The 25,118-nt window shown below is 72.9% G+C and carries 23 protein-coding genes; 15 read left to right on the top strand and 8 right to left on the bottom strand.

Translation table 11 applies throughout. The annotated features are described in order from the left end of the window. Positions 1 to 83 precede the first annotated feature (83 nt). From ACWGJ2_RS11650 to ACWGJ2_RS11625, 6 genes are all read left to right on the top strand, one after another. Positions 84 to 1,403 (top strand): M20 family metallopeptidase, encoded by a 1,320-nt coding sequence (locus tag ACWGJ2_RS11650; protein WP_453345841.1) that lies wholly within the window; start codon positions 84 to 86, stop codon positions 1,401 to 1,403. Continuing rightward, positions 1,400 to 2,908: an aldehyde dehydrogenase family protein gene (locus tag ACWGJ2_RS11645; protein WP_453345840.1), complete on the top strand. Its 1,509-nt coding sequence runs from the start codon at positions 1,400 to 1,402 to the stop codon at positions 2,906 to 2,908. Before ACWGJ2_RS11650 ends, ACWGJ2_RS11645 begins: the two co-directional genes overlap by 4 nt. Before the next feature lie 64 nt (positions 2,909 to 2,972). Further along, positions 2,973 to 3,926 carry an SDR family NAD(P)-dependent oxidoreductase gene (locus ACWGJ2_RS11640; RefSeq protein ID WP_453345839.1) on the top strand — a complete coding sequence of 318 codons (954 nt, stop codon included), beginning with the start codon at positions 2,973 to 2,975 and terminating at the stop codon, positions 3,924 to 3,926. Positions 3,927 to 3,968: 42 nt separating this feature from the next. Next, positions 3,969 to 4,331 carry a DUF3311 domain-containing protein gene (locus tag ACWGJ2_RS11635; RefSeq protein WP_453345838.1) on the top strand — a complete coding sequence of 121 codons (363 nt, stop codon included), beginning with the start codon at positions 3,969 to 3,971 and terminating at the stop codon, positions 4,329 to 4,331. Continuing rightward, positions 4,328 to 5,836: a sodium:solute symporter family protein gene (locus ACWGJ2_RS11630; RefSeq protein ID WP_453345837.1), complete on the top strand. Its 1,509-nt coding sequence runs from the start codon at positions 4,328 to 4,330 to the stop codon at positions 5,834 to 5,836. The genes ACWGJ2_RS11635 and ACWGJ2_RS11630 overlap by 4 nt, the downstream gene beginning before the upstream one ends. Beyond that, positions 5,833 to 8,289: a penicillin acylase family protein gene (locus tag ACWGJ2_RS11625; RefSeq protein WP_453345836.1), complete on the top strand. Its 2,457-nt coding sequence runs from the start codon at positions 5,833 to 5,835 to the stop codon at positions 8,287 to 8,289. The genes ACWGJ2_RS11630 and ACWGJ2_RS11625 overlap by 4 nt, the downstream gene beginning before the upstream one ends. Before the next feature lie 63 nt (positions 8,290 to 8,352). On the opposite strand, the gene ACWGJ2_RS11620 is transcribed toward ACWGJ2_RS11625, so the two are convergent. The 3 genes from ACWGJ2_RS11620 to ACWGJ2_RS11610 all read right to left on the bottom strand — a co-directional run bounded on the left by ACWGJ2_RS11620 (position 8,353) and on the right by ACWGJ2_RS11610 (position 10,917). Continuing rightward, positions 8,353 to 8,727: a hypothetical protein gene (locus ACWGJ2_RS11620; RefSeq protein WP_453345835.1), complete on the bottom strand. Its 375-nt coding sequence runs from the start codon at positions 8,725 to 8,727 to the stop codon at positions 8,353 to 8,355. 307 nt (positions 8,728 to 9,034) lie between these two features. Further along, a complete protein-coding gene (locus ACWGJ2_RS11615) occupies positions 9,035 to 10,387 on the bottom strand; it encodes a radical SAM protein (RefSeq protein WP_453345834.1) in 1,353 nt (450 codons plus the stop codon). 239 nt (positions 10,388 to 10,626) lie between these two features. After that, positions 10,627 to 10,917 carry a hypothetical protein gene (locus ACWGJ2_RS11610; protein WP_453345833.1) on the bottom strand — a complete coding sequence of 97 codons (291 nt, stop codon included), beginning with the start codon at positions 10,915 to 10,917 and terminating at the stop codon, positions 10,627 to 10,629. Between the two features lie 189 nt (positions 10,918 to 11,106). Here ACWGJ2_RS11610 and ACWGJ2_RS11605 point away from each other — a divergent pair, with 189 nt between their 5' ends. From ACWGJ2_RS11605 to ACWGJ2_RS11590, 4 genes are all read left to right on the top strand, one after another. Then, entirely contained in the window at positions 11,107 to 11,286 is a 180-nt protein-coding gene (locus ACWGJ2_RS11605; protein ID WP_453345832.1) for a CsbD family protein, read from the top strand. A gap of 223 nt (positions 11,287 to 11,509) precedes the next feature. Continuing rightward, positions 11,510 to 11,860, top strand: coding sequence for a PRC-barrel domain-containing protein (locus tag ACWGJ2_RS11600; RefSeq protein WP_453345831.1), 351 nt, complete (start codon positions 11,510 to 11,512; stop codon positions 11,858 to 11,860). Positions 11,861 to 12,100: 240 nt separating this feature from the next. Further along, a complete protein-coding gene (locus tag ACWGJ2_RS11595; protein ID WP_453345830.1) occupies positions 12,101 to 12,316 on the top strand; it encodes a hypothetical protein in 216 nt (71 codons plus the stop codon). Between the two features lie 124 nt (positions 12,317 to 12,440). After that, positions 12,441 to 13,094 carry a M23 family metallopeptidase gene (locus tag ACWGJ2_RS11590; RefSeq protein ID WP_453345829.1) on the top strand — a complete coding sequence of 218 codons (654 nt, stop codon included), beginning with the start codon at positions 12,441 to 12,443 and terminating at the stop codon, positions 13,092 to 13,094. Between the two features lie 86 nt (positions 13,095 to 13,180). On the opposite strand, the gene ACWGJ2_RS11585 is transcribed toward ACWGJ2_RS11590, so the two are convergent. After that, a complete protein-coding gene (locus ACWGJ2_RS11585) occupies positions 13,181 to 13,933 on the bottom strand; it encodes a GntR family transcriptional regulator (RefSeq protein ID WP_453345828.1) in 753 nt (250 codons plus the stop codon). A 105-nt stretch (positions 13,934 to 14,038) separates the two neighbouring features. Next, positions 14,039 to 14,728 carry a DUF2848 domain-containing protein gene (locus ACWGJ2_RS11580; protein ID WP_453345827.1) on the bottom strand — a complete coding sequence of 230 codons (690 nt, stop codon included), beginning with the start codon at positions 14,726 to 14,728 and terminating at the stop codon, positions 14,039 to 14,041. Positions 14,729 to 14,961: 233 nt separating this feature from the next. Here ACWGJ2_RS11580 and ACWGJ2_RS11575 point away from each other — a divergent pair, with 233 nt between their 5' ends. Together ACWGJ2_RS11575 and ACWGJ2_RS11570 are read left to right on the top strand one after the other, a co-directional pair. Beyond that, positions 14,962 to 16,281, top strand: coding sequence for an MFS transporter (locus ACWGJ2_RS11575; RefSeq protein WP_453345859.1), 1,320 nt, complete (start codon positions 14,962 to 14,964; stop codon positions 16,279 to 16,281). 179 nt (positions 16,282 to 16,460) lie between these two features. Beyond that, positions 16,461 to 17,255: a carbon-nitrogen hydrolase family protein gene (locus tag ACWGJ2_RS11570; RefSeq protein ID WP_453345858.1), complete on the top strand. Its 795-nt coding sequence runs from the start codon at positions 16,461 to 16,463 to the stop codon at positions 17,253 to 17,255. A gap of 170 nt (positions 17,256 to 17,425) precedes the next feature. On the opposite strand, the gene ACWGJ2_RS11565 is transcribed toward ACWGJ2_RS11570, so the two are convergent. Further along, positions 17,426 to 18,052, bottom strand: a complete 627-nt coding sequence (locus tag ACWGJ2_RS11565; RefSeq protein ID WP_453345826.1) for a GntR family transcriptional regulator — start codon at positions 18,050 to 18,052, stop codon at positions 17,426 to 17,428. Between the two features lie 136 nt (positions 18,053 to 18,188). After that, entirely contained in the window at positions 18,189 to 18,806 is a 618-nt protein-coding gene (locus ACWGJ2_RS11560) for a DUF1648 domain-containing protein (protein ID WP_453345825.1), read from the bottom strand. 304 nt (positions 18,807 to 19,110) lie between these two features. Between ACWGJ2_RS11560 and ACWGJ2_RS11555 the strand changes: the two genes are divergently transcribed. Further along, on the top strand, positions 19,111 to 20,805 hold the full coding sequence (locus tag ACWGJ2_RS11555) for an NAD-dependent malic enzyme (RefSeq protein WP_453345824.1): 1,695 nt from the start codon (positions 19,111 to 19,113) through the stop codon (positions 20,803 to 20,805). Positions 20,806 to 20,830: 25 nt separating this feature from the next. Here ACWGJ2_RS11555 and ACWGJ2_RS11550 read toward each other — a convergent pair whose 3' ends face one another. Then, positions 20,831 to 22,309, bottom strand: coding sequence for an APC family permease (locus tag ACWGJ2_RS11550; RefSeq protein ID WP_453345857.1), 1,479 nt, complete (start codon positions 22,307 to 22,309; stop codon positions 20,831 to 20,833). Between the two features lie 64 nt (positions 22,310 to 22,373). Between ACWGJ2_RS11550 and ACWGJ2_RS11545 the strand changes: the two genes are divergently transcribed. Both ACWGJ2_RS11545 and proP read left to right on the top strand, forming a co-directional pair. After that, positions 22,374 to 23,006 (top strand): hypothetical protein, encoded by a 633-nt coding sequence (locus ACWGJ2_RS11545; RefSeq protein ID WP_453345823.1) that lies wholly within the window; start codon positions 22,374 to 22,376, stop codon positions 23,004 to 23,006. A gap of 283 nt (positions 23,007 to 23,289) precedes the next feature. Next, the gene (gene proP / locus ACWGJ2_RS11540) at positions 23,290 to 25,005 is read left to right on the top strand and encodes a glycine betaine/L-proline transporter ProP (RefSeq protein WP_453345856.1); all 1,716 of its coding nucleotides are present in this window, start codon (positions 23,290 to 23,292) and stop codon (positions 25,003 to 25,005) included. Positions 25,006 to 25,118 lie beyond the last annotated feature (113 nt).

Genomic DNA, 25,118 nt, shown 5'->3' with positions numbered 1-25,118 from the left:
GCCTGAGCGCGCTAGCAGAGTACGGGAGATCATCTGGTCTGACCAGTGAACTGGCCTTCTGACCAGGACTATTGGAGGGTTCTATGCATTCCAGCCCGACCGGTCCCACCAGTCCCACCGGCCCGGACGCGCCCTCGCACGTCACCGCACCGCCGCACGTCTCCGCGGCCGACGAGGAGGCCGCCGTCGCCCTCACCCGGGAGCTGGTGCGGCTGCGCACGGTCAACGCCGAGGGGGCCACGGACGTCGAGCGTCCGGCCGCCGAGGTCGTCACCCGGCTCTTCCGCAGGTTCGGCTGGGAGCACGAGGTGGTGGAGGTGGCCCCCGGGCGCCCGAACGTCGTCGCCGTCGTCGAGGGCGGCGGAGGGGACGGGCCGACCCTCATGTTCGAGGGGCACATCGACGTCGTCACCGAGGGGGACGCGGCCGACTGGTCCGTCGATCCGTACGGGGCCGAGATCCGCGACGGAAAGCTGTGGGGCCGTGGCGCCGCCGACATGAAGTCGGGCGTGGCGGCGATGATCTACGGCGTGCGCGCGCTCCAGGAGGCGGGCCCCTTCCCCGGCCGGATCGTGCTCGGGGTGCTGTGCGACGAGGAGGGCATGATGCTGGGCGCCAAGGCGTTCGCGGCCTCGCCCCTCGCGGCCGAGGTGGACGGTGTCATCGTCTGCGAGCCCGAGGGGTACGAGGTGTGCACCTCGGCGCGGGGCGGCATCCGGCTGCGCCTCGGCCTGACGGGCGCGATGGCGCACGGAGCCATGCCCCAGGAGGCGCGCAGCCCGATCGTGGCCGGGGCGCGGATCGTCGCGGCGCTGGCCGGGGTCCAGGAGTGGGCCGAGGAGCGCTACGGCACCCACCGGCACGCGGGCAGGGTCACCGTGACCCCGACCGTGCTGCGCGCGGGCGATCCCTCCCAGCTCAACGTCATCCCGGGCCACGGCCTGGTGGGCGTCGACGTGCGCACGATCCCCGGCACGGACCACGCCGAGCTGATCGGCCGCGTCCGGCAGGCGGCGGAGGAGGCCGCGCGGGAGGCGGGCGTCACCGTCGAGCTGACCGTCGTCGACGACCGGCCCGCGATCGAGACGCCCGAGGACCACCCCGTCGTCGCCGGGCTGGTGGCGGCGCACCGGCTCGTGCACGGCGAGGCACCGGCCTTCGGCGCCGTCCCCGGAACGACGGACGGCACCATCCTCACCCGCGACGCGGGCCTGCCCACCGTCGTCTACGGTCCCGGCGGCAAGTGGATCGCGCACCAGAAGGACGAGTACGTGGAGGTGCGCGAGATCGGCGAGTACACCCGTGTCTACGCTGCCGCCGCGCACCACTTCCTCACGGGCGCCGGTACCGGTGCCGGTGCCGGTTCCGGTGCCGGCACCGCTCCGGGGAGGGATGCGCGATGAGCGGCGCGCAAGAGCACGGGCACGGGCACGTGGCGCGGTACCCCGACGGCCTGCCCGTCGACGGCGAGTGGGTGCGCACGGAGCGCGCGGAGACCGTCCGCTTCCCCTACGACGGCAGCCCCGTGTGCCAGGCGCCCGTCGGCGACGCACGGCTCGCGCGACGCGCGGTGGAGGCCGCCTCGGCGCTGCGCCCGCGCGTGGCCGCACTCTCCTCGCGGGTGCGGCGGCGGGTGCTGTGCGGGGTCGCGGCGGCGCTGGAGGAACACGCGGCCGAGATGGAGGACCTGCTCGTCCTGGAGACGGGCAAGCCCCGCGCCGACTGCCGTACGGAGGTGCTGCGGGCGATCGCCACCTGGGAGGCCACGGCCGACGAGGTCTCCCGCACGCACGGCGAGACGGTGCCGCTCGACCTGCTGCCGTCGGGCGACGGCATGACCGGCTTCTGGACCCGGCGCCCCATCGGCGTCGTCGTGGGCATCGCCGGGTTCAACTATCCGATGATGCTGGCCTCCCACAAGATCGCCCCGGCGCTGGCCGCGGGCTGCCCCGTCATCGTGAAGCCCGCGCCCGCCACTCCGCTGGCCACGCTGTGGCTGGTGCACCTGGTGCGCGAGCGGCTCGCCGCGGCCGGTGCGCCGGAGGGCGCGGTGCAGCTCGTCACCGGCGACGCGGAGGTGGGGCGCACGCTGACCACGCACCCCGATGTGGCGGCGGTCTCCTTCACGGGCTCGGCCGCCGTCGGCCACCGCATCGCGCGGGACGCGGCGCCGCGCAAGGTGGTGCTCGAACTCGGCTCCAACGCGGCCCTGGTGGTGGCCGCCGACGCGGATCTCGACGCGGCGGCCGACGCCGTCGTGCGCGGCGGCTTCTACGCCTCGGGCCAGGCGTGCATCTCCGTACAGCGGGTGATCGCCGTCGCGGAGATCGCGGCCGAGCTGGAGCGGCGGATCGCCGCACGGCTGCCCGGGGTCACCGTCGGCGACCCCCGCGAGGAGGGGACGCGGGTCGCCGCGCTGATCGACGGCGCGGCAACGGAGCGCGTGCTCGCGTGGGTCGACGCGGCCCGCGAGGCGGGGGCCAGGGTCGTGCACGGCGGCGGGCGCGCCCCCGAAGGCGGCGAGGGCGCGGGAAGCGTCGGCCGGTGCGTCGAGCCGACGCTGCTCGCCGACGTGCCGGACGTGCCCGGCGGGCTGCACGTCTGGGACGAGGAGGTCTTCGGCCCGGTGGTCGCCCTGCGCACGGTGCCGGACCTGGACGCGGCGTACGCGCTGGTCAACGCGAGCCGTTACGGGCTGCACGCCGCGGTCTTCACCCGCGACCTGGGCGCGGCCTTCCGCGCGATCGACGCCCTGGACGTCGGCGGCGTCGTGATCAACGAGGTCCCCGGCTACCGCTGCGACATCGCCCCGTACGGCGGCGTCAAGGACTCCGGCATCGGCCGCGAGGGACCACGGTTCGCGATCGAGGAACTGACGGTGACCCGGATGGCGGTGATCCGCCCATGAGACGGGCACGCCCGACGACGAACGGTACGACGGAGACGGACGGTACGACGGAGAGGTGGAGACGGTGACAACGGAGACGGGCGGCACCCCCGAGGCACCTGGCACGGCGGCCGGTACGGGCAAGACGGGCCCGGCCCGCCCGGGGGACGCGCCCCGCGCGGGCGACCCCGCCAACACAGGGGACGCGGCCCGCACGGACGACGCACCCCGCGCCGCCACCGCCGCCCCCGTCCCGTACGCGGAGCTGTTCCGGCTCGACGGGCGGCGCGTAGCCGTCGTCGGTGGGGCCAGCGGGATCGGGCGTGAGTCCGTGCGCGCGCTGGCCGCGCAGGGTGCCGAGGTGATCGTGGCCGACCGGGACCCGGAGGGTGCGGCGGAGACGGCCAGGATCGCCGCGGCCGACTCCCCCGCACCCGGCCGTGTGACCCCGTACCCGCTGGACGTCCTCGACGGCGACGCCGTCCGCACCGCTGCCGGCCGGTGGGGGCCGCTGGACGGTCTCGTCGTGACCGTCGGCGTCAACGTGCGCAAGCGGATCGCCGACTACACCCTTGACGAGTTCGACCGCGTGATCGCGCTCAACCTGCGCGCGTACCTCTCGCTGATCCAGTCCGTCGCGCCGGGCATGGCCGCACGTGGCGGCGGCAGCGTCGTCGGGCTCGCCTCGATGCGCGCCTTCCAGGTGGAGCCGGGCCAGAGCGTGTACGCGGCGTCGAAGGCGGGTCTGGTGCAGTTTCTGCGGACGGCGGCCGCCGAGTGGGGGCCGCGGGGCGTGCGGTTCAACGCCGTGGCGCCCGGTGTCGTGCGGACCCCGCTCACCGATCAGATCGCCGCCGACCCCGCCTGGTACGACGCCTACGCGCGGGCGTCGGCGCTCCAGCGCTGGGCCCACCCCCAGGAGATCGCGGGCGCCGTCGCGTATCTCGTCTCCGATGCCGCCACCTTCGTCACCGGAAGCGTGCTGACGGTCGACGGCGGCTGGACGGCGGTCGACGGCCGCTACGAGCCGTCGGTCTGACGCGTCCCGGCCCAGCCCAGCCCAGCCCCAAGAAGGAGTGACATGTCCCCCACCACCGAGGACGGAGGGCTGGACGGCCCCCAGGAGCCAGGGCCGCTCCCGTTCGACGAACTGCCCGCCGTACGCCCGCGCCGGCACGCGCTGTGGCTGCTGCTCGTGCCCGCCGCGCTGTACTGCGCGGCGCCGCTGGTGGCCAACCGCGTCGAACCGCGGGTGCTGGGCATCCCCTTCCTCCTCTTCTGGGTGATCGCCGCGACGGTGATCAGCCCCTTCGTCATCTGGCTCACCGCGCGTCTCGACCCCGCGTACCGCACGAACGCGATCGAGCCGATCCCCGCCGACGACGCGGAGACCGGGACCGGGACCCTGCCCGGGAGCGAGACCGGGAAGGGAGGCGTCCGATGAGCGGATCCGCCGCGGTCGCCACGACCATCTTCGGCCTCGCCATGGTCGCCACCATCCTCATCGGCGTGCTGAGCGCCAGGGGCCGTGACAAGGGGCTCGCCGAGTGGTCGGTCTCCAGCCGCGGGCTGGGCGTGATGTTCATCTGGCTGCTGATGGCCGGTGAGACCTACACCAGCTTCTCCTTCCTCGGTACCGCGGGCTGGTCGTACTCCTACGGGGTGCCGATCCTCTACCTCGTCGCGTATCTGACGGTCGGCTTCGCCGTCGCCTATGTCGTGGGCCCCGCGCTGTGGACGTACGCCTCCCGGCACCGCCTCATCTCCATCGCCGACATGGCCGAACACCGCTTCCGCTCCCGCCCCGTGGGCATCCTCGTCGTGGTCGTGGCCACGGTCTTCCTCGTCCCGTACATCCAGGTGCAGATCCAGGGCATGGGCGTGGTGGTGAACGCGATGACGTACGGGAGCGTCGATCTGCGCGTCGCCGCCGTCGTCTCCTTCGTCGTCGCCGAGGTGTTCATCCTGGTCTCGGGGCTGCGCGGCTCCGCGTGGGTCAGCGCGTTCAAGGACGTGCTGGTGATCGCCGCCGTGGTGTTCCTCGCGGTGTACGTGCCGCTGCACTATCTCGACGGGTTCGGCGACCTCATGCACCGGATGGTGGCCGAGAAGCCCGAGTGGCTGACCTTCCCCGGGCACGAGTCGGGCGGGCTGAACGGCACCTGGTTCGTCAGCACGCTGCTGCTCAACGCGGTGACGATCACGATCTTCCCGACCACCGTCGCCGGTTATCTCAGCGCGCGGTCACCGAACGCGCTGCGCCGCAACGCGCTGCTGCTGCCCTGGTACCAACTGCTGCTGTTCATCCCGATGATGGTCGGCGCCACGGCGCTGTTCGCGCTCCCCCACCTGGACAACCCCGACCTGGCGCTGTTCCGTCTCGTCACCGACTCGCTGCCCGCGCCGCTCGTCGCCGTGATCGGTGTGGCGGGCGCGCTCTCGGCCATCGTGCCCATGAGCGTGTTCATGCTCGCCATCGGCACCCTGTGGGGCCGCACCCTGCTCGGCGGCGGCAACGGCGCCGACCCGCGCTCCCGGCGCAAGGGCAGCGGCCCCGCCGACGACGTGCGCACCAAGCGCCTCTCGCAGCTCGTGTGCTTCCTCGCCGGGCTGATCGCCCTCGCGGGCAGCCTCTTCTACCCCAACACGCTGGTGCAGTTGTCCGTCCTCTCCTACGAGGGGCTCGCCCAACTGGTGCCCACCGTCCTCCTCGCCCTGTTCTGGCCCCGGATGACCGCGCGCGCCGCCGTGTCGGGGATGGCCGTAGGCCTGGCGGTGATGACGGCGCTGTGGGCCTCGGACAACGACCCGTGGCACGGCGTCAACGGAGGCATCATCGCCCTCGCCGCCAACCTCGCCGTCGTCCTGGCACTGACCCTCACGCGCCGCCCGGCGCACACCACCCGTACGGGCGACGAGCGCGTCCGCGAGGAGGAGAAGAAAGCGTGAGCACGACGCACGACATGAGCGCGACGCACGACATGAACGACGGCGACGTGACGGTCTTCGAGGTGCCGGGGCTGGACCACCCCGTGGAGATCCTGGTCGACCGGTGGGGCGTCCCGCACCTGTACGCCTCCTCGCGGAACGACCTCTTCCTCGCCCAGGGCTTCAACGCGGCCCGCGACCGCCTCTTCCAGATCGACCTGTGGCGCAGGCGCGGACTCGGGCTGCTGGCCGAGGTGTTCGGCGCCGAGTACGCCGAACACGACCGCGCGGCACGGCTGTTCCTCTACCGGGGCGGCATGGCGGAGGAGTGGCGCGCCTACGGGGAGCACACCGAGCGGGTCACCGGCGCGTTCGTGAACGGCATCAACGCCTTCGTCGAGCTGTGCCGCAGGGAACCGGCCCTGCTGCCGCCCGAGTTCACGCTCCTCGGCTACGAGCCCGCGCACTGGGAGCCGTCCGACGTGGCCCGTGTCCGCAGCCACGGGCTCTACTACAACCTCCAGGACGAGGTCTCCAGGGCGCTGACCCTGCGCGACCACGGCCCTGCGGCCGAGGAGCTGCGCAAGAAGCGCGAGCCCGCGCCGCACGCGCTGCGGGTGCCGGAGGGGCTCGATCTGTCCGTCATCCCCGACGACGTGCTGCGCGTGTACCGGATGGCGACCACTCCCCCGTGGGCCGCGCCCCCCGGTGCGCCGCCCGCCGCGCCACGGCAGGGCATCGACGGCAGCAACAACTGGGTGCTGGGCCCCTCCCGTACCGCGACGGGCCGCCCGCTGCTGGCCAACGACCCGCACCGGGCCGTGACGCTGCCCTCGCTGCGCTACCTCGCGCACCTGTCGGCGCCGGGCCTCGACGTCATCGGCGGCGGCGAACCCGCCCTGCCCGGCGTCTCCATCGGGCACAACGGGCACATCGCGTTCGGCCTGACGATCTTCCCCATCGACCAGGAGGATCTGTACGTCTACCGCACGCACCCGGACGACCCCCGCGCCTACTGGTACGAAGGGCGCTGGGAGCCCATGGTCAGGGTGGCCGAGAGCATCCCGGTGAAGGACGGCGAACCCGTCGAGGCCGAGCTGTGGTTCACCCGGCACGGGCCCGTCGTGCGCGAGACCCCGGAGCGGAACGCGGCGTTCGCGGTACGGGCCGCCTGGCTGGAGCCCGGCATGGCCCCGTATCTGGGCAGCATGGACTACATGGGCGCCGAGGACCCCGACGCCTTCACCGCCGCGATGCGCAGGTGGGGCGCGCCGGGCGAGAACCAGGTCTACGCGGCGCCCGACGGCACCATCGGGTGGCGCCCGGCCGGACGGGTTCCGGTGCGCCCCAACTGGGACGGGACGCTGCCCGTCCCCGGTGACGGCCGCTACGAGTGGGCGGGCTTCCACGACCCGGAAGCGCTGCCCTCCGTACGCGACCCGGAGGCTGGCTGGTTCGCCACGGCGAACCAGCTCAACCTGCCGCCCGGCTACCCGAACGACGAACGCACCGTCACCTACGACTGGTACGCGCCCTACCGCCACCAGCGCATCTGCGAACGACTGGCGGAGCGCGCCGACTGGAGCGTTCAGGACTGCGTGGCGCTCCAGACGGACCAGCTCAGCGTGCCCGCGCGGGCCGTGCTGCCGCTGCTCGACGGGCTGGACAGCACGGACGAGCGGGTGCGGTGGGCGCTGGAGCTGCTGCGGGGATGGGACGCGGTGCTCGCACCCGGGTCGGCAGCCGCCGCCCTGTACGAGGTGTGGCACAGGCGGCATCTGCGCCCGTCCCTGCTGCGTACCGCGCTGCGGCAGGCGCCGGCGGCCGGGGACGGCGGGGAACGGGACGAGGCGGCGGGTGTGGAGACGGCAGCCGAACGGGCGCTGGCCCGCGTGCTGCCCGCCGAGGACGCGTCGGCCGACGCGCGGGTGGACCTGGACCTGCTGCTCGACCCGGGCGAACGGCTCGGCCCGCGCCCCGGGGAGACGCTCCGCGCCCTGCTCCTCAGCTCGCTCGCCGGCGCGGTGACCGAGCTGGAGGAACTGCTGGGCCAGGACAGGGACGCCTGGCGCTGGGGAGACCTGCACCGGGCCCTGCTGCGGCACCCGCTCACGGGGCTGCTGCGGGAGGCGGCTAAGGAGCGGGGCGAGGAACTGCCGGAGTGGGCCGTCGTGGGGCCCGCCGAGCGGGGCGGCAGCGGTGACACCGTCGGCGCCGCCACGTACGGTGCCGACTTCCGCCAGACGGCGGGGGCCACCTTCCGGCTGGTCGTGGACGTGGGCGACTGGGACGCGTCGGTGGCCATGAACGCGCCGGGCCAGTCGGGCGTTCCGGACAGCCCGCACCACGCGGACCTGTTCGGGCCGTGGGCGTCGGACGGCGCGTTCCCGCTGGTGTACGGGCGGGAAGCGGTCGAGCGGAACACGGCGCGGCGCCTGCTCCTGCGGCCCCGCGACCAGGGCGGGAACGGGTGAGGCCACCGGCCGCCCCGTCGGCACGGGGCGGCCGGTGGCCGGATTCCGGGGCGTCCGCCGTGGTCAGGCGCCGGTGGCGGGCCCTGGGGCGCGGGTCGCGGGGCCGGGGGAACGGGGCGAGTCCGGGTCCGTCGGCACGGCTCTCAGGGCGCGCGGACGGGGACCGCCTCCGGCGTCATCGGCCTCGGGGCAGGGGTCGTCGGAGCCGGGCCCTGGCTCCCGTTTCCGATCCTCTTCCCGCTCTCCGCCAGCCTGACCGTTGGACGGCTGCCCGTCGTACGCCCTGCCGTCGCGCGGTGGCAGCCCGCGGCCCGCGCCGGTGAGGACGTCGTAGGCGCGTCGCGGGTCCTCACCGGTGAGTTTGGCGCGCACCTCGGCCAGCTCCCACAGCTCGGGGTCGAGCTCCGGTTCCTGGCCGGGGTCCGGATCCGGTTCCATGCGGTTCCCTTCGACGGTGCCCGCGCACCGTCTCCTGCGTCCTCCAGGACGGGCCCGTCTCCCGTGGGGCCCCGTATCCCGCGTACTCCTCGTATTCCGCGTGCCGACCGGAACAGAACCGTCGGCCCGATCTTCACATCCTCCTCGCGACAACGCCTACTATCCCCTGAAGGGTGCCCTGTGGGGAGCCACTCGCCCGTTCCTGCGTACGTGCTCGCCCCGGACGGCCACTTCTCGCCCCTGTTCCGTGCCACGTACCACCCTTCTCACTCCCGTCGCGCCCCACACACCCCGGCGCGAAGCCCCCTCAGACCTCGGCGGGCCGTTCGCTCCCGGCGTCCACCGCAGCCGCCCCGTCCTGCGCGGGGAGGCTGTCCATGAAGGAGCTGACGGAGAAGACCGCGTGCCCCGGTCCGGGCGGGCCGTAGCCGGGAGGGGAGCTGAGGCCGTTTTCCTCCATCGTCGCCCGGTACACGTCCAGCAGCCGCACGTGGTATTCGAGCGGCGCGCCCTGCGGGTTCATCTTGCCGAGCGGGGTGGTGGGCTCGGGGCACCAGGTGGTGAAGCGCGGGGTGATGCCCCGGGACATGAAGTACCGGAGGCCCTCGGCGGTGGAGTCGATCGCCTCGTCCACGGTGCGGAAGCCGGAGGGCGCCGCCATCTCCACGCCCGCGACGAAGTTCGGGATGACGTTGGAGGGGCCGAAGACCTCGGCCGAGTCGAGGATGCGCCGGTGCCACTCGTCGCGGCCGACGTAGCGCTCCTTGCCGGGGCAGTACAGCTCGAAGAGGTTCCGGTCCCACACCTCGTAGTTGGGGTGGTAGATGCGGATGCCGTAGTCGTGGAAGCGCTGCACGTCCTCCTTGGGCAGCGCCTGTGCCACGACCTTGCCGATCCACCGGCCGGGGAAGCGCTCCTCGATGGCCTGCGCGTAGCGGCCGTAGAAGTCCGCCTCGGCAAGACCGTCCACCTTGGAGGTGACGGAGCCGCCGGTGAGGGTGTAGGCGCGGGAGGCGCCTGTGGTGTCGTACCGGTCGATGATCTCCAGCGCCTCCAGCACCTCCTCGACCGGCTTCACACCCGTGTAGGGGCGGCCCGCGGCCTTGTGCTGGCGCCAGTTGTGGTTGATGTCGCAGTACTGGCACTCCTCCTTGGCGCCGAAGTACTGGCACACCCGGAAGACCGTCAGATAGATCAGGTAACCCCACTGGATGGTGGGCGCCACCTCCATCACCGACTTGCCGTTCTTCAGCGTCTCCCGGTAGTAGTCCGGCATCGGCGGCAGTCCGACGTCGGCGATGGGGCGGCCGTCGAGGTGCAGCCGCAGCGCGCCGTCCTCGTCGGCCTGCACCCGGTAGGGGCTGTCCGGGTTGACCCGCACCGAGACCACCGTGCGGCGCAGCCCGTAGGGGCCGCCCGTCAGCACGATCTCCTCCGGCGGGCGGCGCAGGGCCGCCGTGCCCAGTTCGGGCAGGGTGCGGTGGTCGAAGGAGAAGATGAAGTAGGACTTGGGCTTCACATCGCCGTCGTCACCGTCGCTGAGCGCCGAGTCGTCGAAGGCTATGCCGCCCCGCAGCAGGTCCTCCTTGAGGACCGCTTCCCGCGGCACATGCGGGAACCGGTCCATCAGGTCCTCGACCAGGTCGGTACGTCGCTGCATGTACGGCTCCTCTGCCCATCGGCTGTTGTTTCCTGACACTCTCCGTATCACGGCCGCTCCCCCACGGGGTCCGGGAGGGTGCCCCTCGCCGGGGTCCCCTGCCGGGCCGCCGAGCGGGCCGCAGGCGGGGCCGGGTGCGGCATCGGGAGGGCCGGGGGTGGCGGGCGTCGGACGCGCCCGCACATACGGCAGTGGCGAAGATCACCCTTGACGGGGACGCCACGCGTCAGGAAAAGCAGTCAGCGGGGGCCGTCGGGCTCCTCGCCGCCGCGCGCCACGGAGGCCGTCCATCCGTAGGGCAGCTCGTCCCCGTCGACGGTGAGCGCCTCGACGGTGGCGGTCACCGGATCGATGTCCGCCTCGACGCCCTCGCCCGCGTACCGGGGGTAGCCGCTCGCGCCCGTCTCGCCGGTCGGCTCGACGGCGGCACGGCGGACGGCGGCCCGCTCGGGGGAGCGTGCCGTCTCCTCTTCCTCCGCCGCGCCCTGCGGGGTGATCACGATCTCGAACCGCGCTTCATGGCTGGACATGCTCCGAAGCTAACCCCTCTCCGCACGGCGTGCACGCTCTTCACTTCGCCGCGCGGCATGGGGACGCGGACCGGGGGAACTCGCTACGGCGTGCCGGAGGAGAGGGCCTGAAGAATCCGAGGAGCCCAGCAGGGCCCGAGGCAGAAGGGTCCGGAAGAGAACCGGAAGAGAAGGGGAGGAGAAAACGTCATGAGTGTGGGCCGGAAGATCAGGAACAGTGTGCAGACATTCCGCGGCCGGATCGCGGAAAGCGTCGGCCGGAGCACCGGGGACCGGCGCCTTGAGCAGGAGGGCCGCGCCGACAGGTCCAGCGGAAGCCTGAAGCAGGCCGGCGAGAAGGCGAAGGACGCCTTCAAGCACCGGCCCTGAGCAGGGCCGCCGACCGCGATTCCCGCTGACCGCACGGGTATTGCTCCGCCCCGTTCCGCACGTCGCGCCACACGCGTACCGGATTCTTCTTTCCGGTCCGGAAGCGGTGTGGTTCCGGCGAGGACGGGGACTCGTGGCCCCGAAGACCGCTCACCGAGTCACCGAGAACCCAGGAGCGGGTTTTTTTCCTTCCGTGACCGCATCGCACATGAAGGGACCTGTCGTGAGCGAGAACATCTGGGGTTACCGCGCGACTTCCGCGTATCAGCCCGGAACCGATCTGAGCGGATACAAGGTCGAGGCCATCGACGGCGCCATCGGAAAGGTCGACAAGCATTCCGAGGACGTCGGATCGGCCTACATCGTCGTCGACACGGGGACGTGGATCTTCGGCAGGCATGTACTGCTGCCCGCCGGGACCATCGAGCGCATCGACGTGAACGAGAAGAAGATCTACGTCGACCGCACCAAGGACGAGATCAAGGACTCCCCCGAGTTCGACAAGGAGAAGCACACCACCGACCCCGCGTACCACGAGCGGCTCAGCGGTTACTACGGGCGCTCGCGTGACTGAGCACCCGTGATCTGACCGCACACCCCGGTCCGTCCGTGAACGTCGGGCCAGGGTGCGGTGCCCGGCCGGTTCCTCCGGCCGGGCACCGCACGTTCCCGCACCCCGCACCCCGCACACCTCGTCCCGCACACTGCGCCCCGTCTCCCCGAACTCTGCCGGAACATGGCAATGTGCCCGCCCGGAGGCCCATGGCACGGTGGACGCCCTTGAGATACGGGGGCGGGACGTGAGGGGGACGTCATGTCGGTGCTCATGGGGCTCTGCGGAGCCGCGACAGTTCTGGGGCTGGCCGTCGCCCTGCTCGTCCGCAGGGAGGGACGCCGCGGCGACGGGCACACGCTGTGGCACGGCCGGGACGCGGTGGACGGCCCCCGTGAAGCGCGCAGGGAAGCACGCGCCGCGCACGGGATGAACTCGACCACGCAGGATCTGCGGGCGATGCGCCGACGCGGTTGAACCGCGCCGAATACCTCGATTGGTCGGTTTCAGCCCCTCGGGGTTACAGCGAACAGCGCAGTGTGTCAGCGTGCCAGACCAGTAAAACGAGGGATCGGTCCGGCAGAGGAGTAAGCATCGCCCCATGAGACACGTCGCGCTAATGAGACCGGGCGCCGCCGCACGGGGCGCCGTACTGCTGTGCTCCGTGCTCCTCGCGGGCCTTCTGGCCACGCACCCCGAGTCGGCAGCCGAGCGGCACACCGCGCACGCGCAGCGGGACACACTGCGCGCCGCGCCCGTCGCCGCCGCACGGCAGGCCGCCAACCCCGCCCGCGCGGGCGGGGGTTGTCCGCGCGGCAGCTTCCCCGCAGGCAAGAAGCCCTCGTCCGACGAGCGTTGGTATCCCCCGGTCAAGGGCTACAAGCTGACCGCCCGTTTCGCCTCCTCCGGAGAGCGGTGGTCCAACCGGCACACGGGGCAGGACTTCGCCGTGAAGTCGGGCACCCCCGTCAGGTCGGTGGGCGCGGGCACCGTCGTGCGGTCCTCGTGCGGCGGCTCGTTCGGCAATCAGATCGTCGTACGGCACGCCAACGGCTTCTACACGCAGTACGCGCACCTCTCCCTGCTCCAGGTGCGCAAAGGCCGACGGGTGGCGGCGGGCCAGCAGATCGGCCTGTCCGGCAACAGCGGCAACACCACGGGCCCGCACCTGCACTTCGAGGTCCGCCGCACACCGAACCCCGAGTCGGCCACCAACCCCGTCGCCTGGCTGCGCCACCGCGGCGTGTCCCTCTGACGTCACGCCGCCGACGCGCCCCGACACCCCCGACACCCCCGACACTCCCGACACCCCCGACGCCAACCCTCGTACCGCGTGCGGCCTCAGCGCCGTCCGCGCCGCAGCCGCACGCGGTACGAGTAGTGCTCGGGCAGGAAGTGACTGATGGCCAGCTCGACGGGGTGCCCGGCGGCGGAGAAGTAGAGCCGGTCGATGCGCAGCAGCGGCAGTTCCTCGGCGCATCCGAGGCGGCGGGCGACCTCGGGTGTGGCCCGGCCGACGGTGACGCTCTGCTCGGCCTCCGCGACGGGCTCGGGCAGCCGTGCGTCCAGCAGCCCGATGACGGTCAGCCCGCTGCGGGACCCGGCCTCGTTCAGCTCGGGCACCTCCTCGACGAGCTTGCCCGCGTCCGGCGGCAGATAGACCGTCGTCAGACAGAACGGGGTCTCCTCGTGCAGACGGAGGAAGCCGAGCTTGTGCACCCGGTCGGAGCGCAGTTGGAGCCTGCCCGCCGCGTCGAGGTCGACCTGCCGGTGCAGCGGCGTGACCAGTTCCATGGCCGTGTCGAGCGAGAGCGCCATGAGGTCCTCGACGGAGCCGAACTGCCGCAACTGCTGCTCCTCCCCGGCCGCGGCGAAGGTGCCCCGGCCGGGGACGCGGTAGACCATGCCCTCGGCGACCAGGTCCTGGAAGGCGCGGCGCACGGTCTGTCTGCTGACGCCGTGGGCCTGGGCGAGTTCGGCCTCGGTGGGCAGCCGTACGCCGTCGGCGTAGTCATGCCGCAGGATCGCCTGCCGCAGCTCGCGCGCCAGGCGCACATATGCGCTGTCCCGCCCGTTCGTGCTCTTCGTACGCACCACGCCACCACCCCTCGCCGACGCTTCCGCGAGTGTAGTGGCCGATCATCGGACCGGTAGTGGCAAAGCCCTGACCAGCCATGCCGCCCGCCGCCGAGGGTGCCGTCAGCCGATGGGTTCGGGCATGGGCACGACGTCGTACGCGAGGGTGATCTCGTTCCCCGTCGCCGGGTCGGCCAGCTCCACACGCCAGCCCTCGGCGAACTGGTCGACCCCGTGGCGCATCGGGATGGTGCCGGAGATGAGCACGGTGCCGGGCTCCAGTTCCCCGCGCTCGCGGAGCACACCGGCCCAGTAGGCCGGGGTCAGCAGTTCGGCGCCCGTGCCGTCCTGGATCAGCTCCTCGGAGCCGTCGGCACCCCGCACCCACGCGCGCAGGGTCAGGCTGTCGACGCGCTCGGCCACGTCGTCGAGGCGCCAGGCGCGCTCGGCGAGGACGTCGGGGCCCGCGTTCTTGCTCCAGGCCACGCCGTGGGCCTCCAGGGCGCGGTCGGTGTGATCGCAGGCGGCGGTCAGCAGCAGCTCGCCCGAGTCGTCGACGACGAGCGCCCACTCGGCCTCGCCCGAGGTCTTCCCGTGCTGCGCGGGCACGGTCCGCGCCTGCTGTGCGAGGTAGGGCGCGACGGGGTACAGGGCCGGGATGGTGGCGGGTGCGGGCACGCCCAGTTCCGCCAGTTCCGCCACGTGTGCCGCGACGTCCTCCTGGCTGCGGCCGGCGTACCCGGCGTTGAGCAGACGCGTCACGGTCACGGTGCGGCGGCTGCTGTCCGGCAGGGTGAACGACAGGCTCGGCATGGTGCTTCCTCCAGGTCGGGCTGGGTTGCGGAGAAGTAAATTCCCGCTCCCCAGGGTTGCGCATACGAGCTGTATACAGCAAGTATGCTCGTGTACGAAAGGCCGTGACCGTGAGGGGGCCACCCGTGGACCAGAACCAGCAGCACCCGTCTCCGGCGGGCGCCCCGCACCCGCCGACCGGCCCGGAGGGGCCCGGGGAGCCTGCCGGGCCCAGCGCTCCCGACCGCAGGACGCTGGTCAAGGCGTTCACCGCCAGCCTCACCGGCACCTCGCTGGAGTGGTACGACTTCGCCGTCTACTCGGCCGCCTCCGCGCTCGTCTTCGGCAAGCTCTTCTTCCCGTCGGACGATCCGCTCACCGGGACGCTGCTCGCCTTCTCCACCTACGCGGTGGGCTATGTCTCGCGCCCCCTCGGCGGCTTCGTCTTCGGGCGGCTCGGCGATGTGATCGGGCGCAAGAGGGTGCTCGTCGCGACGCTCGTCCTCGTGGGCGCCGCCACCTTCCTGATCGGCTGCCTGCCCACGCACGCGGCGGTGGGCCCGGCGGCCCCCGTGCTGCTGGTGCTGCTGCGCTTCGCGCAGGGCGTGGGCGTCGGCGGCGAGTGGGGCGGTGCCGTGCTGCTGACCAGCGAGTTCGGCAACGCGCGACAACGCGGCTTCTGGGCGTCTGCGGCCCAGGTCGGCCCGCCCGCCGGTAACCTGATGGCCAACGGCGCGCTGGCCGCGCTCGGCGCGCTCCTCACGGAGGACCAGTTCCTCTCCTTCGGCTGGCGCATCGCCTTCCTGCTCTCCGGGCTGCTGGTCGCCTTCGGGCTGTGGGTGCGGGTGCATCTGGAGGAGACGCCCGTCTTCAAGGCCGTCGAAGCGGGCGGCGAGCGTCCCGAGGCGCCCATCCGCGAGGTCTTCGCCACCCAGCGCAGGCAGTTGGCAGCGGCCATCCTGTGCCGTGTCGCGCCCGACGTGCTCTACGCGATGTTCACCGTCTTCGTCCTCACCTACGCGACGGAACAGCTCGGCATGGCACGCGGCGAGGCACTGACCGCCGTACTCGTGGGCTCGGCGCTCCAGATCTTCCTCATCCCCCTGGCGGGCGCGCTCTCGGACCGCGTGAACCGCAGGTGGCTGTATCTGGGCGCCGCCGTCGCCGCCGGGGCGTGGCCCTTCGTCTTCTTCCCGCTCGTGGCCACCCGCTCCTGGGGGCTGCTCGTCCTGGGCGTCATCGGCGCGCTCGTCATCCACTCGGTGATGTACGGGCCGCAGGCCGCCTTCGTCGCCGAGCAGTTCAGCCCGCGCCTGCGCTACACCGGTTCCTCGCTCGCCTACACCCTCGCGGGCGTCATCGGCGGCGCCGTCGCACCGCTCGTGTTCACGGCGCTGCTCGGCGCTTTCGGCACCTGGCTGCCGATCGCGCTCTACATCGTGCTGACCGCCGTGCTGACGGTGGCCGGTGTGCTGCTGGGGCGGGACGCCGACCACGCCGAGGACGAGGAGTACACCCGCCGGTTCTCCGACGGCGCGGCCAAGGACCCGCTCGCCGCGGGGCGGCCCTCGTGAGCACGGAGCGCGCCGCGCAGGTGGGGGCGCGCCAGAGGTGGGCGAGACCGTACCGTACGGGCACGGCGGTCCCACGCCGCACCGCACCGCCCGCGCGCACACCCACGTACACGTACACGCACACGCACACCGTCCGAATCCGCATCCGCCCGGCCTGACAAGGAGGCGCCGTGACCACGCTGCGCACCGCACTGTGCCAGTTCACCGCGAGCACCGACCCCGAGGAGAACCTGCGCGCCATCGACGCCCTGGCGGAACGGGCGGCGGGAGAGGGCGCACGGCTCGCGGTCTTCCCCGAGGCGGCCATGGCCCGCTTCGGCATCCCGCTCGGCCCCGTCGCCGAGCCGCTGGACGGCCCCTGGGCCAACGGCCTGCGGGACATCGCCAGGCGCCACCGGCTCACCGTCGTGGCGGGCATGTTCACCCCGGCCGACGGCGGACGCGTCGCCAACACCCTGCTGGCCACGGGCCCGGGTGTGGAGGCCGCCTACGACAAGATCCACCTGTACGACGCCTTCGGCTTCTCCGAGTCGGACACCGTGGCACCGGGCGCGAAGATCGTCACGATCGACGTGGACGACGTCCGCGTCGGCCTCGCCACCTGCTACGACGTGCGCTTCCCCGAGCTGTTCCGCGCCCACGCCGACGCCGGGGCCGTCATCTCCGTGCTGCCCGCCTCCTGGGGCGCCGGGCCGGGGAAGCTGGCGCACTGGGAGCTGCTGACCAGGGCGCGGGCGCTCGACGCGACGGTGTGGGTGGCCGCCGTCGGCCAGGCACCACCGGAGCCGGATGCGGACATCGAGGAGCGCACCAAGGCGCCGACGGGCATCGGGCACAGCGCGCTCATCGGCCCCGACGGCAGTGTCAGGGAGCAGGCGGGGACGGCACCCGGACTGATCGTCGCCGACGTGGACGTGGACGAGGTGCAGCGGGTGCGCCGGGCCGTCGCGGTCCTGGACAACCGGCGGCTGTAACCGCCGGTCCTCCCCTGTCTGTTCCGGCCCTGACGGTTCTGGCTCGACGGGTGCCGGGGTGCGCTGACGCGCGCTCCGGCGCCGTCACGGACGGGTGCGGCTGGCGGGTGCGGTGACGGCGCTGCCTGGCACCGTCGCGGCCACGGCTGCCAGCGCGACGTGGGCGACGCTCAGCCCTCGGCGAGGATGCGGCGGGTGGCCGCGATGTGGTCGTCGATCGCGGCGCACGCTTCCGGCGCGCTGCCGGACGCCAACGCGTCCAGGATGCGCCGGTGTTCGGCGATGACCTCGTCCTGGCGCCCGCCCGAGCGGTAGAGCGCGACGACGCCCGCGCGGATCTGGCGGCTGCGCAGCGCGTCGTACTGCTTGGCCATCAGCCCGTTGCCCACCGAGGCCACGAGCGTGGCGTGGAAGCGGTGGTCGGCCGCGATGAACTCCCGCGCGTTCTCGGCCCCCCGCAGCCCGGCCTGCTCGTCGAGCACCCGCTCCATCTCGGCGACCGGCGCGGCGCCCGCCTCGACCGTGCGCTCCGCCGCGTACCGCTCCAGCACCGCGCGCATCTCCATCAGCTCGCCGATCTCCCGCCCGGAGAGGGGCGCGATGTAGGCGCCGCGCTTGGGGACCAGGCTGACCAGGTCCTCGGCGGCGAGCAGCAGCAGGGCCTCGCGGATGGGGGTGCGGGAGACGCCGATGCGATCAGCGATGGCCTGCTCGGACAGGAACTCGCCCTGCATGGCGGGGTCGGTGAGCACCGTGTCCTTGAGGAACGCGTACGCCTTCTGCCGTCCCGACTCCACAGCCAGCTCTCCCCACCGACGTCAGTCGCGCCGCGCCCATCGCACACGGGCCTATTGCATACAGTCTGTATACATTTTAGCACGGCAGTGCGCCTCGACCCGGCCGGGCGGTTGGGCGGCCGGTCCGGCACCTCGGCTAGGACGCCGACGAGGACGGGTGCGGCGCGTGGGAGGCCCGCCGCTTGTCGCGCAGCGCGACGACCACCACCGGCACGGCGCCCAGCAGGGACGGCGCCGTCACCAGCACCGGATACCAGCCGGGCGGGTCCTGCCAGGGCCCCGTCTGCCACATGACCGCGCAGGCGGCGACGAGCGTCAGCCCGACGCAGAACCCCAGGAACAGCGTCGCCTTCGCGCTGCGGACCGCGCCCTCGCGGGTGGCGGGGCGGTTGACCAGGGCGGAGCGCGGCCGGCCCGGGACCATCTCGGACTCGGGGCGCATGCTCAGCACGCCGTAGGAGACCGTCGCCATGACGAGCAGGACACCGGCGTGGACGAAGACCGGCAGGAAGACGGAGCCCACCGACTTCGCCGCGAACCTGCTGACGCCCTCGGAGCCGAAGTGCTGCGGCACGCGGTCGGGCAGGTGCGGGTAGACCACCACGCCCCACACCGTCAGCGCCACGAGCAGGGCGAGGCCCGGCAGCAGCCACAGCCAGGGAAACGCCGCGCCGTCCCTGCCCGCGCCCCCGCCGGTGCCCCCGCCCCGCGCCCGGCCCCGCCCGGCCACCGCTCTGCCGCCGTCGTCCCCCATGCCCCGCTCCTTCCCCGCTTCCGGCCGCACCGGTCCGTCGTCGATCTCGTACGGCGCCTTTCCCACCCGTCGCCCGGAAAACCCGGCAACACGCCGACGGGGGCGACGACGAGGACAGCGACGGCCTGCGCCGAGTGATTCAGCGTCACACGGGGGAACACGCCCACCACCGCGCGAGCGGCAGCCCGTACGTGCCGTCGCCGCCGTATCGTCGCGAGTGCCGATGTACCAGCCGTGGCGGCGAGCCGACGGGTCCGTGTCCCGGGCCCGGCCGTGCGTGCGCCACCCGCCCCCGGGAGCAGTCATGTCCACCAGCGGCACACCGCACCACGCGCGCGGCAGCGCGCTCCTCGCCGATCCGCTGCGCAACAAGGGCACCGCTTTCGGGCCGCGCGAGCGCGCTGAGGCCGGGCTCGACGGGCTGCTGCCGCCCGCCGTGGAGACGCTGGACGAGCAGGTGGACCGCGCGTACGAGGCGTTCCTCCGCTACGACAAGCCGCTGAACCGGCACATCTATCTGCGGCAGCTCCAGGACACCAACGAGGTGCTCTTCTACGGGCTCGTCACCCGCCATCTGGAAGAGATGCTGCCCGTCGTCTACACGCCCACCGTCGGGGAGGCGTGCCAACGCTTCAGCGAGATCTACCGCAGGCCGCGCGGGCTCTTCCTGTCCTGGGACGACAGGCACCGGTTCCGTGAACTGCTGCGGAACCGGCCGCACGGGGACGTGGACGTCATCGTCGTCACCGACGGGCAGCGGATCCTCGGGCTCGGCGATCTGGGCGTCGGGGGCATGGGCATCCCGATCGGCAAGCTCAGCCTCTACACGGCGATCGGCGGTATCCATCCGGCGCGCACCCTGCCCGTCCTGCTGGACGCGGGCACCGACAACGAGGAGCTGCTGGCCGATCCGCACTACCTCGGCCGTCCGGCGCGGCGGGTGACAGGGGAGGACTACGACGCGCTGGTGGAGGCGTTCGTCTCGGCCGTCGAGGCGGAGCTGCCGGGGACGCTGTTGCAGTGGGAGGACTTCGCGACGGCGCACGCCCGCCCCATCCTCAGCCGCTACCAGGACCGCCTGCTGACGTTCAACGACGACATCCAGGGCACGGCGGCCGTCGTCCTCGGCGCGCTGACGACGGCCAACGAGGTGTCCGGCACCCGGCTGGCAGAGCAGCGGTTCGTGGTGCTCGGCGCGGGCTCGGCCGCCATCGGTGTCGCGGACATGATCCGTGTCGCGCTCACGGACGACGGCCTGTCGGACGAGGAGGCGCGGTCCCGCTTCTGGTTCGTCGACGTGGACGGGGTACTGCTGCGTTCCCGCGACGATCTGACGGAGGAGCAGCGCGGCTACGCGCACGAGGACGGGGAGACGGACGGGTGGGAGGGCACGGGTCTTGACGAGGTCGTCCGCCGGGTGTCGCCGACCGTGCTGATCGGTCTTTCCACGGCGCGGGGCGCCTTCACCGAGGACATCGTGCGGCACATGGCGCGCACGTGCGAACGGCCCGTCGTCTTCCCGCTGTCCAACCCCACCTCGCACGCCGAGGCCACCCCCGCCGACCTCGCGCGGTGGACGGACGGCAAGGCGCTGATCGCCACGGGTTCGCCGTTTCCGCCGCTGGAGGTGGACGGGCGCGAGGTGCCGGTGGCGCAGGCGAACAACGTGTACGTGTTCCCCGCCATCGGCCTCGCCGTCACCGCCGCGCGCGCGAGCCGCGTCACCGACCGGATGATGGTGGCCGCTGCCCGCGCCGTCGGCGACCGCGCCACACGCGCCGCGCCCGCGCACGGCCCCGCTCCGCTGCTCCCGCCGCTGGGCGAGATGCGCGAGGCGGCGCGGGACGTGGCGCTCGCCGCCGCGCTGGCCGCCGTCGAGGACGGTGTCGCTCCCGAGGCGACCGAGGAGCAGTTGCGGGAGGCGGTACGGGCAGCGCAGTGGACGCCCGGCTACGCGCCGCACCCCGGTCCCGACTCCGACTCCGACTCCGGGGGCTGACGCGCGAGTTGGGCGCCGACGTGGATCAGGTGTCGTGCGTCGTCAGGCGCCGGTACGCCTCCGGGCCGCGGCGGCGCACACGCAGTGCGACGGCGACACCCGCCACGAAGAGCAGCGGCAGGGGCACGAGCAGGGCCGTGTTCACCCCCGTCGAGGCACCCGTGAGCAGGTCGAGGTTGGCGCACACCAGCACGATGAGCACCACGAGCCCCGCGCAGGCGAGCAGCGGCGCGACGGCCACCCGCCACACGGGCAGCCCGCGCCGGTCCCGTCGGAAGAAGCCGTGGACGGCCAGCGCCGCCAGCGCCTGCATCAGCATGACGCCGAGGATGCCGGTGCCGCTGCTCCACAGGAACGTCACGGTGTACGGGTCGGCGTGCGCGGCAACGGAGGCGGCCACGACCACCAGCGCGACGGCCGACTGCGCGGCCACCGCGACCGCGGGCGAGCGGGTGCGCGTGGTCACCTTGCCGAGGGCGCGGGGCAGCAGCCCCTCGCGGCCGAGCGCGTAGAAGTAGCGCGCTGCGCCGTTGTGGAAGGCGAGGGTCGCGGCGAAGGCGCTGGTGATGATCAGGACGTGCATGGCGTCGGCGGCCCAGTCGCCCGCGTAGCGAGCGGTGGCCGCGAAGACCATGTCGCCGCCGTGTGCTCCGTTGGCGACGGCACGGGCGCGGTCGGCGCCGTACGCGTTGATGATCATCCAGACGGTGAACGTGTAGAAGAGGGCGAGGAATCCGACGGCGAGGTAGGTGGCGCGCGGCACCGTGCGTTCCGGGCTGCGTGCCTCCTCGGCGTAGATCGCCGTCGCCTCGAACCCGATGAAGGCGCCGATGGCCAGCACGAACATGCCGCCCGCGCCCGCCTCGCCGAGGTGTACGGGGGAGAGCGAGCCGAGGTCGAGTCCGCGCGGTCCGCCGCCGTCGGCCAGCACTCCGGCCTCGAAGACCAGCAGCACGAGCACCTCCAGCGCCAGCGCGACACCGAGCACCTTGGCGCTGAGCGTGACCCGGAGACAGCCGAGCACCCCGATGGCGACCAGCCCCGCCGACGCCCATGCCCACCAGGGCACATGAAGGCCCGTCAGGTCCCGGAAGCCGGACTCGGTGAACCAGCCGAAGGCGGCGAGCAGGCCCACCTCGATGGCGTTGTAGGAGAGCAGGGCCACATAGGCGGCGCCCGCTCCCGTGGGGCGGCCCAGGCCGCGCCCGATGTACGCGTAGAAGGCCCCGGCGTCGCGCACGTACCGGCTCATCGCGGTGAAGCCCGCGGCGAAGACCACGAGCAGCAGCCCGGAGAGCAGATAGCCGAGCGGTGCCGCCTCGCCCGCCATGCCGATCGCCAGCGGCGCGACACCGGCCATGACGGTCAGCGGGGCCGCCGCCGCCACGACGAAGAAGACGAGGTCGCCCGTGCCGATCGCGCCGCCGCGCAGGGCCGGGGCGGAGGCGGGCACCTTGGTGGGGGTGGGGGTGACGGCGCCGGTGTCCCCCGGCCGGGTCGGCATGGTCACGGGCGCGTCCTCCCCGGCCGTGGCGCGGGCCCCGTCTGGGACACCGCCCGTTCCTCGCGTGTTCCGGACAGCATGCCCCGCGCGCCGGGCCCGCCGTTCCTTCCTCGCCGGATTTCTCCGGCAGACCGTGTACGCCGCCACCCTGCTGTCCAGCGGCCTGGCAGCCCTCGCGGCCCTGACCGCAGGACGGAAAGAGAGCGCACGCGCCCGGTGGCTGCGCGCCGGTACGCTGTTCCCGGGCGCCGATTCCCCGGGCGCCCCGCGCGTGCTGGGGCACGCGGTGCTGACCGTGCTGCTGGGGGCGTCGGCGCTCGTCGTGGTGCTGGTCGAGTGCCTCGCCGTCGCACGGGGCCTGTTCTACGGGCTGGTGGACGACGGCCCGTACAACACCTCCTGGGGCGGCCCCTCCCTCGCGGGCGCCTGGCTCACCCACGCCGCGGTGGCGGCCCCGATCGGCGTGGCGGGGCTCGGGGTGCTGTGGCTGCTGGCCCGGCTGCACCAGCTTCTGACGGCGCGGCTGCGGGGCACGGCAGCGGCGGCGTGGGCCGTGCCCACCCTCACAGCCGCACCCGGCGAGGAGACCGCACCCCCGCGCGGGGAACCCGCCCGGCGTACTGCGGTACAAAAACCAGCGCGGGACCCTACAGTGCCCACATCACGGGCCGGCCGTCCCGCGCAACACCCCCGGTGAAGGGGCACCCCCGTTTCCTTCCGCCCCCCGCGAAGGGGACCCGCGCCCCCTGCTGATCGGAGCAGCGGCCGGCACCCCCGGAGGGCGGCCCACCAGGGCGCTGACCTAATATCACCCTTGTGTCACTCTTTGCGGCGTCCGCCCTCCGGGCGGCATGCGCTCTCCACGCAGCCGACGACGAGCAGGGGCAGCCATGAACATCGGGGACAGGCGCGGCCCGCCCAAGAAGCGCGGCGACCGGCAGGCACAGGGGCTCGGCTCCGGCAGCGCGCAGACCGAGCGCATGCTGAGAATCCTGCTGCGCCGCCGCAAGGAGAGCCTGGAGCCCAAGGACGTCACCATCGTCGACAAGCCCCAGGTCAAGCGCGCCGTCTCGGCCGCGGCGCTGGGCAACACGATGGAGTGGTTCGACTTCGGCGTCTACGCCTATGTCGCGGCCACGCTCGGGAAGGTCTTCTTCCCCTCGGACTCGCCCGGCGTCCAGGTCATCTCCACCTTCGCCACCTTCGCCGCCGCGTTCCTGGTGCGTCCTCTCGGCGGCCTGGTCTTCGGGCCGCTGGGCGACCGCATCGGCCGCCAGAAGGTACTGGCCGCGACAATGATCATGATGGCGGCCAGTACCTTCGCCGTCGGCTTCCTGCCCGGCTACGGCACCATCGGCATCGCCGCACCGCTGCTGCTGCTCGTCTGCCGCCTGGTGCAGGGCTTCTCGACGGGCGGTGAGTACGCGGGCGCCACCACGTACATCGCCGAGTACTCGCCCGACCGCAAACGCGGCTTCCTCGGGAGCTGGCTCGACTTCGGCACGTTCGTCGGCTATTCGCTCGGCTCCAGCCTGGTCACCGTGCTCACCGCCGTACTGACCGACGAGCAGATGCTGAGCTGGGGCTGGCGCATCCCGTTCTACGTGGCGGGGCCGCTGGGCCTGATCGGGCTCTACATGCGGCTGCGGCTGGAGGAGACCCCGGCCTTCCAGGAGGTGGAGGCCAAGCACCAGAAGGCGGAGCAGGAGGAGACGGAGCACGAGGAGGCGGGCGGCGCCGAGTCCGAGCTGTCCGAGGAGGACCGCCTCGAACAGGCCCGCATGTCCGGCAAGGGGCGGCTCAAGGAGCTGTTCACGCACCACTGGGAGGCCATGCTCATCTGCGTGGGCCTGGTGCTGCTCTACAACGTGACCAACTACATGGTCACCTCCTACCTCCCCACCTTCATGACCACCACCCTCGGCGAGCCCAACCTCACCGCCCAGTTGCTGGTGCTGGGAACCATGGTGCTGGTGGTGCTCTCGATCACCGTCGTGGGCAGGTCCTCCGACCGCTACGGGCGCCGCCCCATGTTCCTCTGGGCCGCGGTCGCCATGATCATCCTCGCGATCCCGGCGTTCGAGCTGATCCGCGAGGGCGGCATCCTGCTGCCCGCCTTCGGCTGTGTGATCCTCGGCCTGCTGCTGGTGTGCTTCGCGGGGACGAGCGCCTCCACGCTTCCGGCGCTGTTCCCGACGCACCTGCGCTACGGCGGCCTCTCCGTCGCCTTCAATGTCTCGGTCTCCCTCTTCGGCGGCACGACACCGCTGATCAACTCGGCGCTGGTGGAGTCGACGGGCAACGAGCTGATCCCCGCGTACTACCTGATGGGCGCGGGCGCCGTCGGCGTCGTGGCCGCGCTCTTCCTGCACGAGACGGCGGGCAAGCCCCTGCGTGGCTCCTCGCCCATGGTCGAGGACGAGGCACAGGCGCGACGGCTGGTCGCGCGCAGCCGCAGCACGGCGAGCCGCGGGGCGCGCGACGTGTGGCTCACCCTGCGGCACGGCCACCTCCCGCGGCACGGCGGCAAGGCGGCGGAGGAGCACGACCGCGAGCGCGACCGCGCGTGGGAGGCGCGGGAGCGCGACCGCGAGCAGGAGCAGCTCCGGCAGGACCAGCAGGAACAGGAACACGAACAGCGGGAGAAGGGGGAGAAGGGGCCGGGTCAGTCGCGGGGGCGCGGGGAAGGGGAGTGAGGGCGCACCCCTCGGTCACGAGATTCCACCCTGGGGGCCACGAGCCCGTCGGGGCGATTATCGTGAGCGGCATCAAGGCAGGCCGAGTGGCCGAGCGAGCCGGGTGGCCGAGT

This window comes from Streptomyces sp. NPDC054796, assembly GCF_053611545.1.
This window is presented reverse-complemented; position numbering and strand designations above follow the sequence as displayed.

What these genes read in the sequence shown, in the direction of transcription:
- ACWGJ2_RS11650 (WP_453345841.1), top strand. Translation starts at nt 84, where the DNA reads ATGCATTCCAGCCCGACCGGTCCCACCAGTCCCACCGGCCCGGACGCG.
- ACWGJ2_RS11630 (WP_453345837.1), top strand. Translation starts at nt 4,328, where the DNA reads ATGAGCGGATCCGCCGCGGTCGCCACGACCATCTTCGGCCTCGCCATG.
- ACWGJ2_RS11590 (WP_453345829.1), top strand. Translation starts at nt 12,441, where the DNA reads ATGAGACACGTCGCGCTAATGAGACCGGGCGCCGCCGCACGGGGCGCC.
- ACWGJ2_RS11560 (WP_453345825.1), bottom strand. Translation starts at nt 18,806, where the DNA reads ATGGGGGACGACGGCGGCAGAGCGGTGGCCGGGCGGGGCCGGGCGCGG.
- ACWGJ2_RS11595 (WP_453345830.1), top strand. Translation starts at nt 12,101, where the DNA reads ATGTCGGTGCTCATGGGGCTCTGCGGAGCCGCGACAGTTCTGGGGCTG.
- proP (WP_453345856.1), top strand. Translation starts at nt 23,290, where the DNA reads ATGCTGAGAATCCTGCTGCGCCGCCGCAAGGAGAGCCTGGAGCCCAAG.
- ACWGJ2_RS11555 (WP_453345824.1), top strand. Translation starts at nt 19,111, where the DNA reads ATGTCCACCAGCGGCACACCGCACCACGCGCGCGGCAGCGCGCTCCTC.
- ACWGJ2_RS11615 (WP_453345834.1), bottom strand. Translation starts at nt 10,387, where the DNA reads ATGCAGCGACGTACCGACCTGGTCGAGGACCTGATGGACCGGTTCCCG.
- ACWGJ2_RS11610 (WP_453345833.1), bottom strand. Translation starts at nt 10,917, where the DNA reads ATGTCCAGCCATGAAGCGCGGTTCGAGATCGTGATCACCCCGCAGGGC.
- ACWGJ2_RS11645 (WP_453345840.1), top strand. Translation starts at nt 1,400, where the DNA reads ATGAGCGGCGCGCAAGAGCACGGGCACGGGCACGTGGCGCGGTACCCC.
- ACWGJ2_RS11620 (WP_453345835.1), bottom strand. Translation starts at nt 8,727, where the DNA reads ATGGAACCGGATCCGGACCCCGGCCAGGAACCGGAGCTCGACCCCGAG.
- ACWGJ2_RS11605 (WP_453345832.1), top strand. Translation starts at nt 11,107, where the DNA reads ATGAGTGTGGGCCGGAAGATCAGGAACAGTGTGCAGACATTCCGCGGC.
- ACWGJ2_RS11550 (WP_453345857.1), bottom strand. Translation starts at nt 22,309, where the DNA reads ATGCCGACCCGGCCGGGGGACACCGGCGCCGTCACCCCCACCCCCACC.
- ACWGJ2_RS11580 (WP_453345827.1), bottom strand. Translation starts at nt 14,728, where the DNA reads ATGCCGAGCCTGTCGTTCACCCTGCCGGACAGCAGCCGCCGCACCGTG.
- ACWGJ2_RS11635 (WP_453345838.1), top strand. Translation starts at nt 3,969, where the DNA reads ATGTCCCCCACCACCGAGGACGGAGGGCTGGACGGCCCCCAGGAGCCA.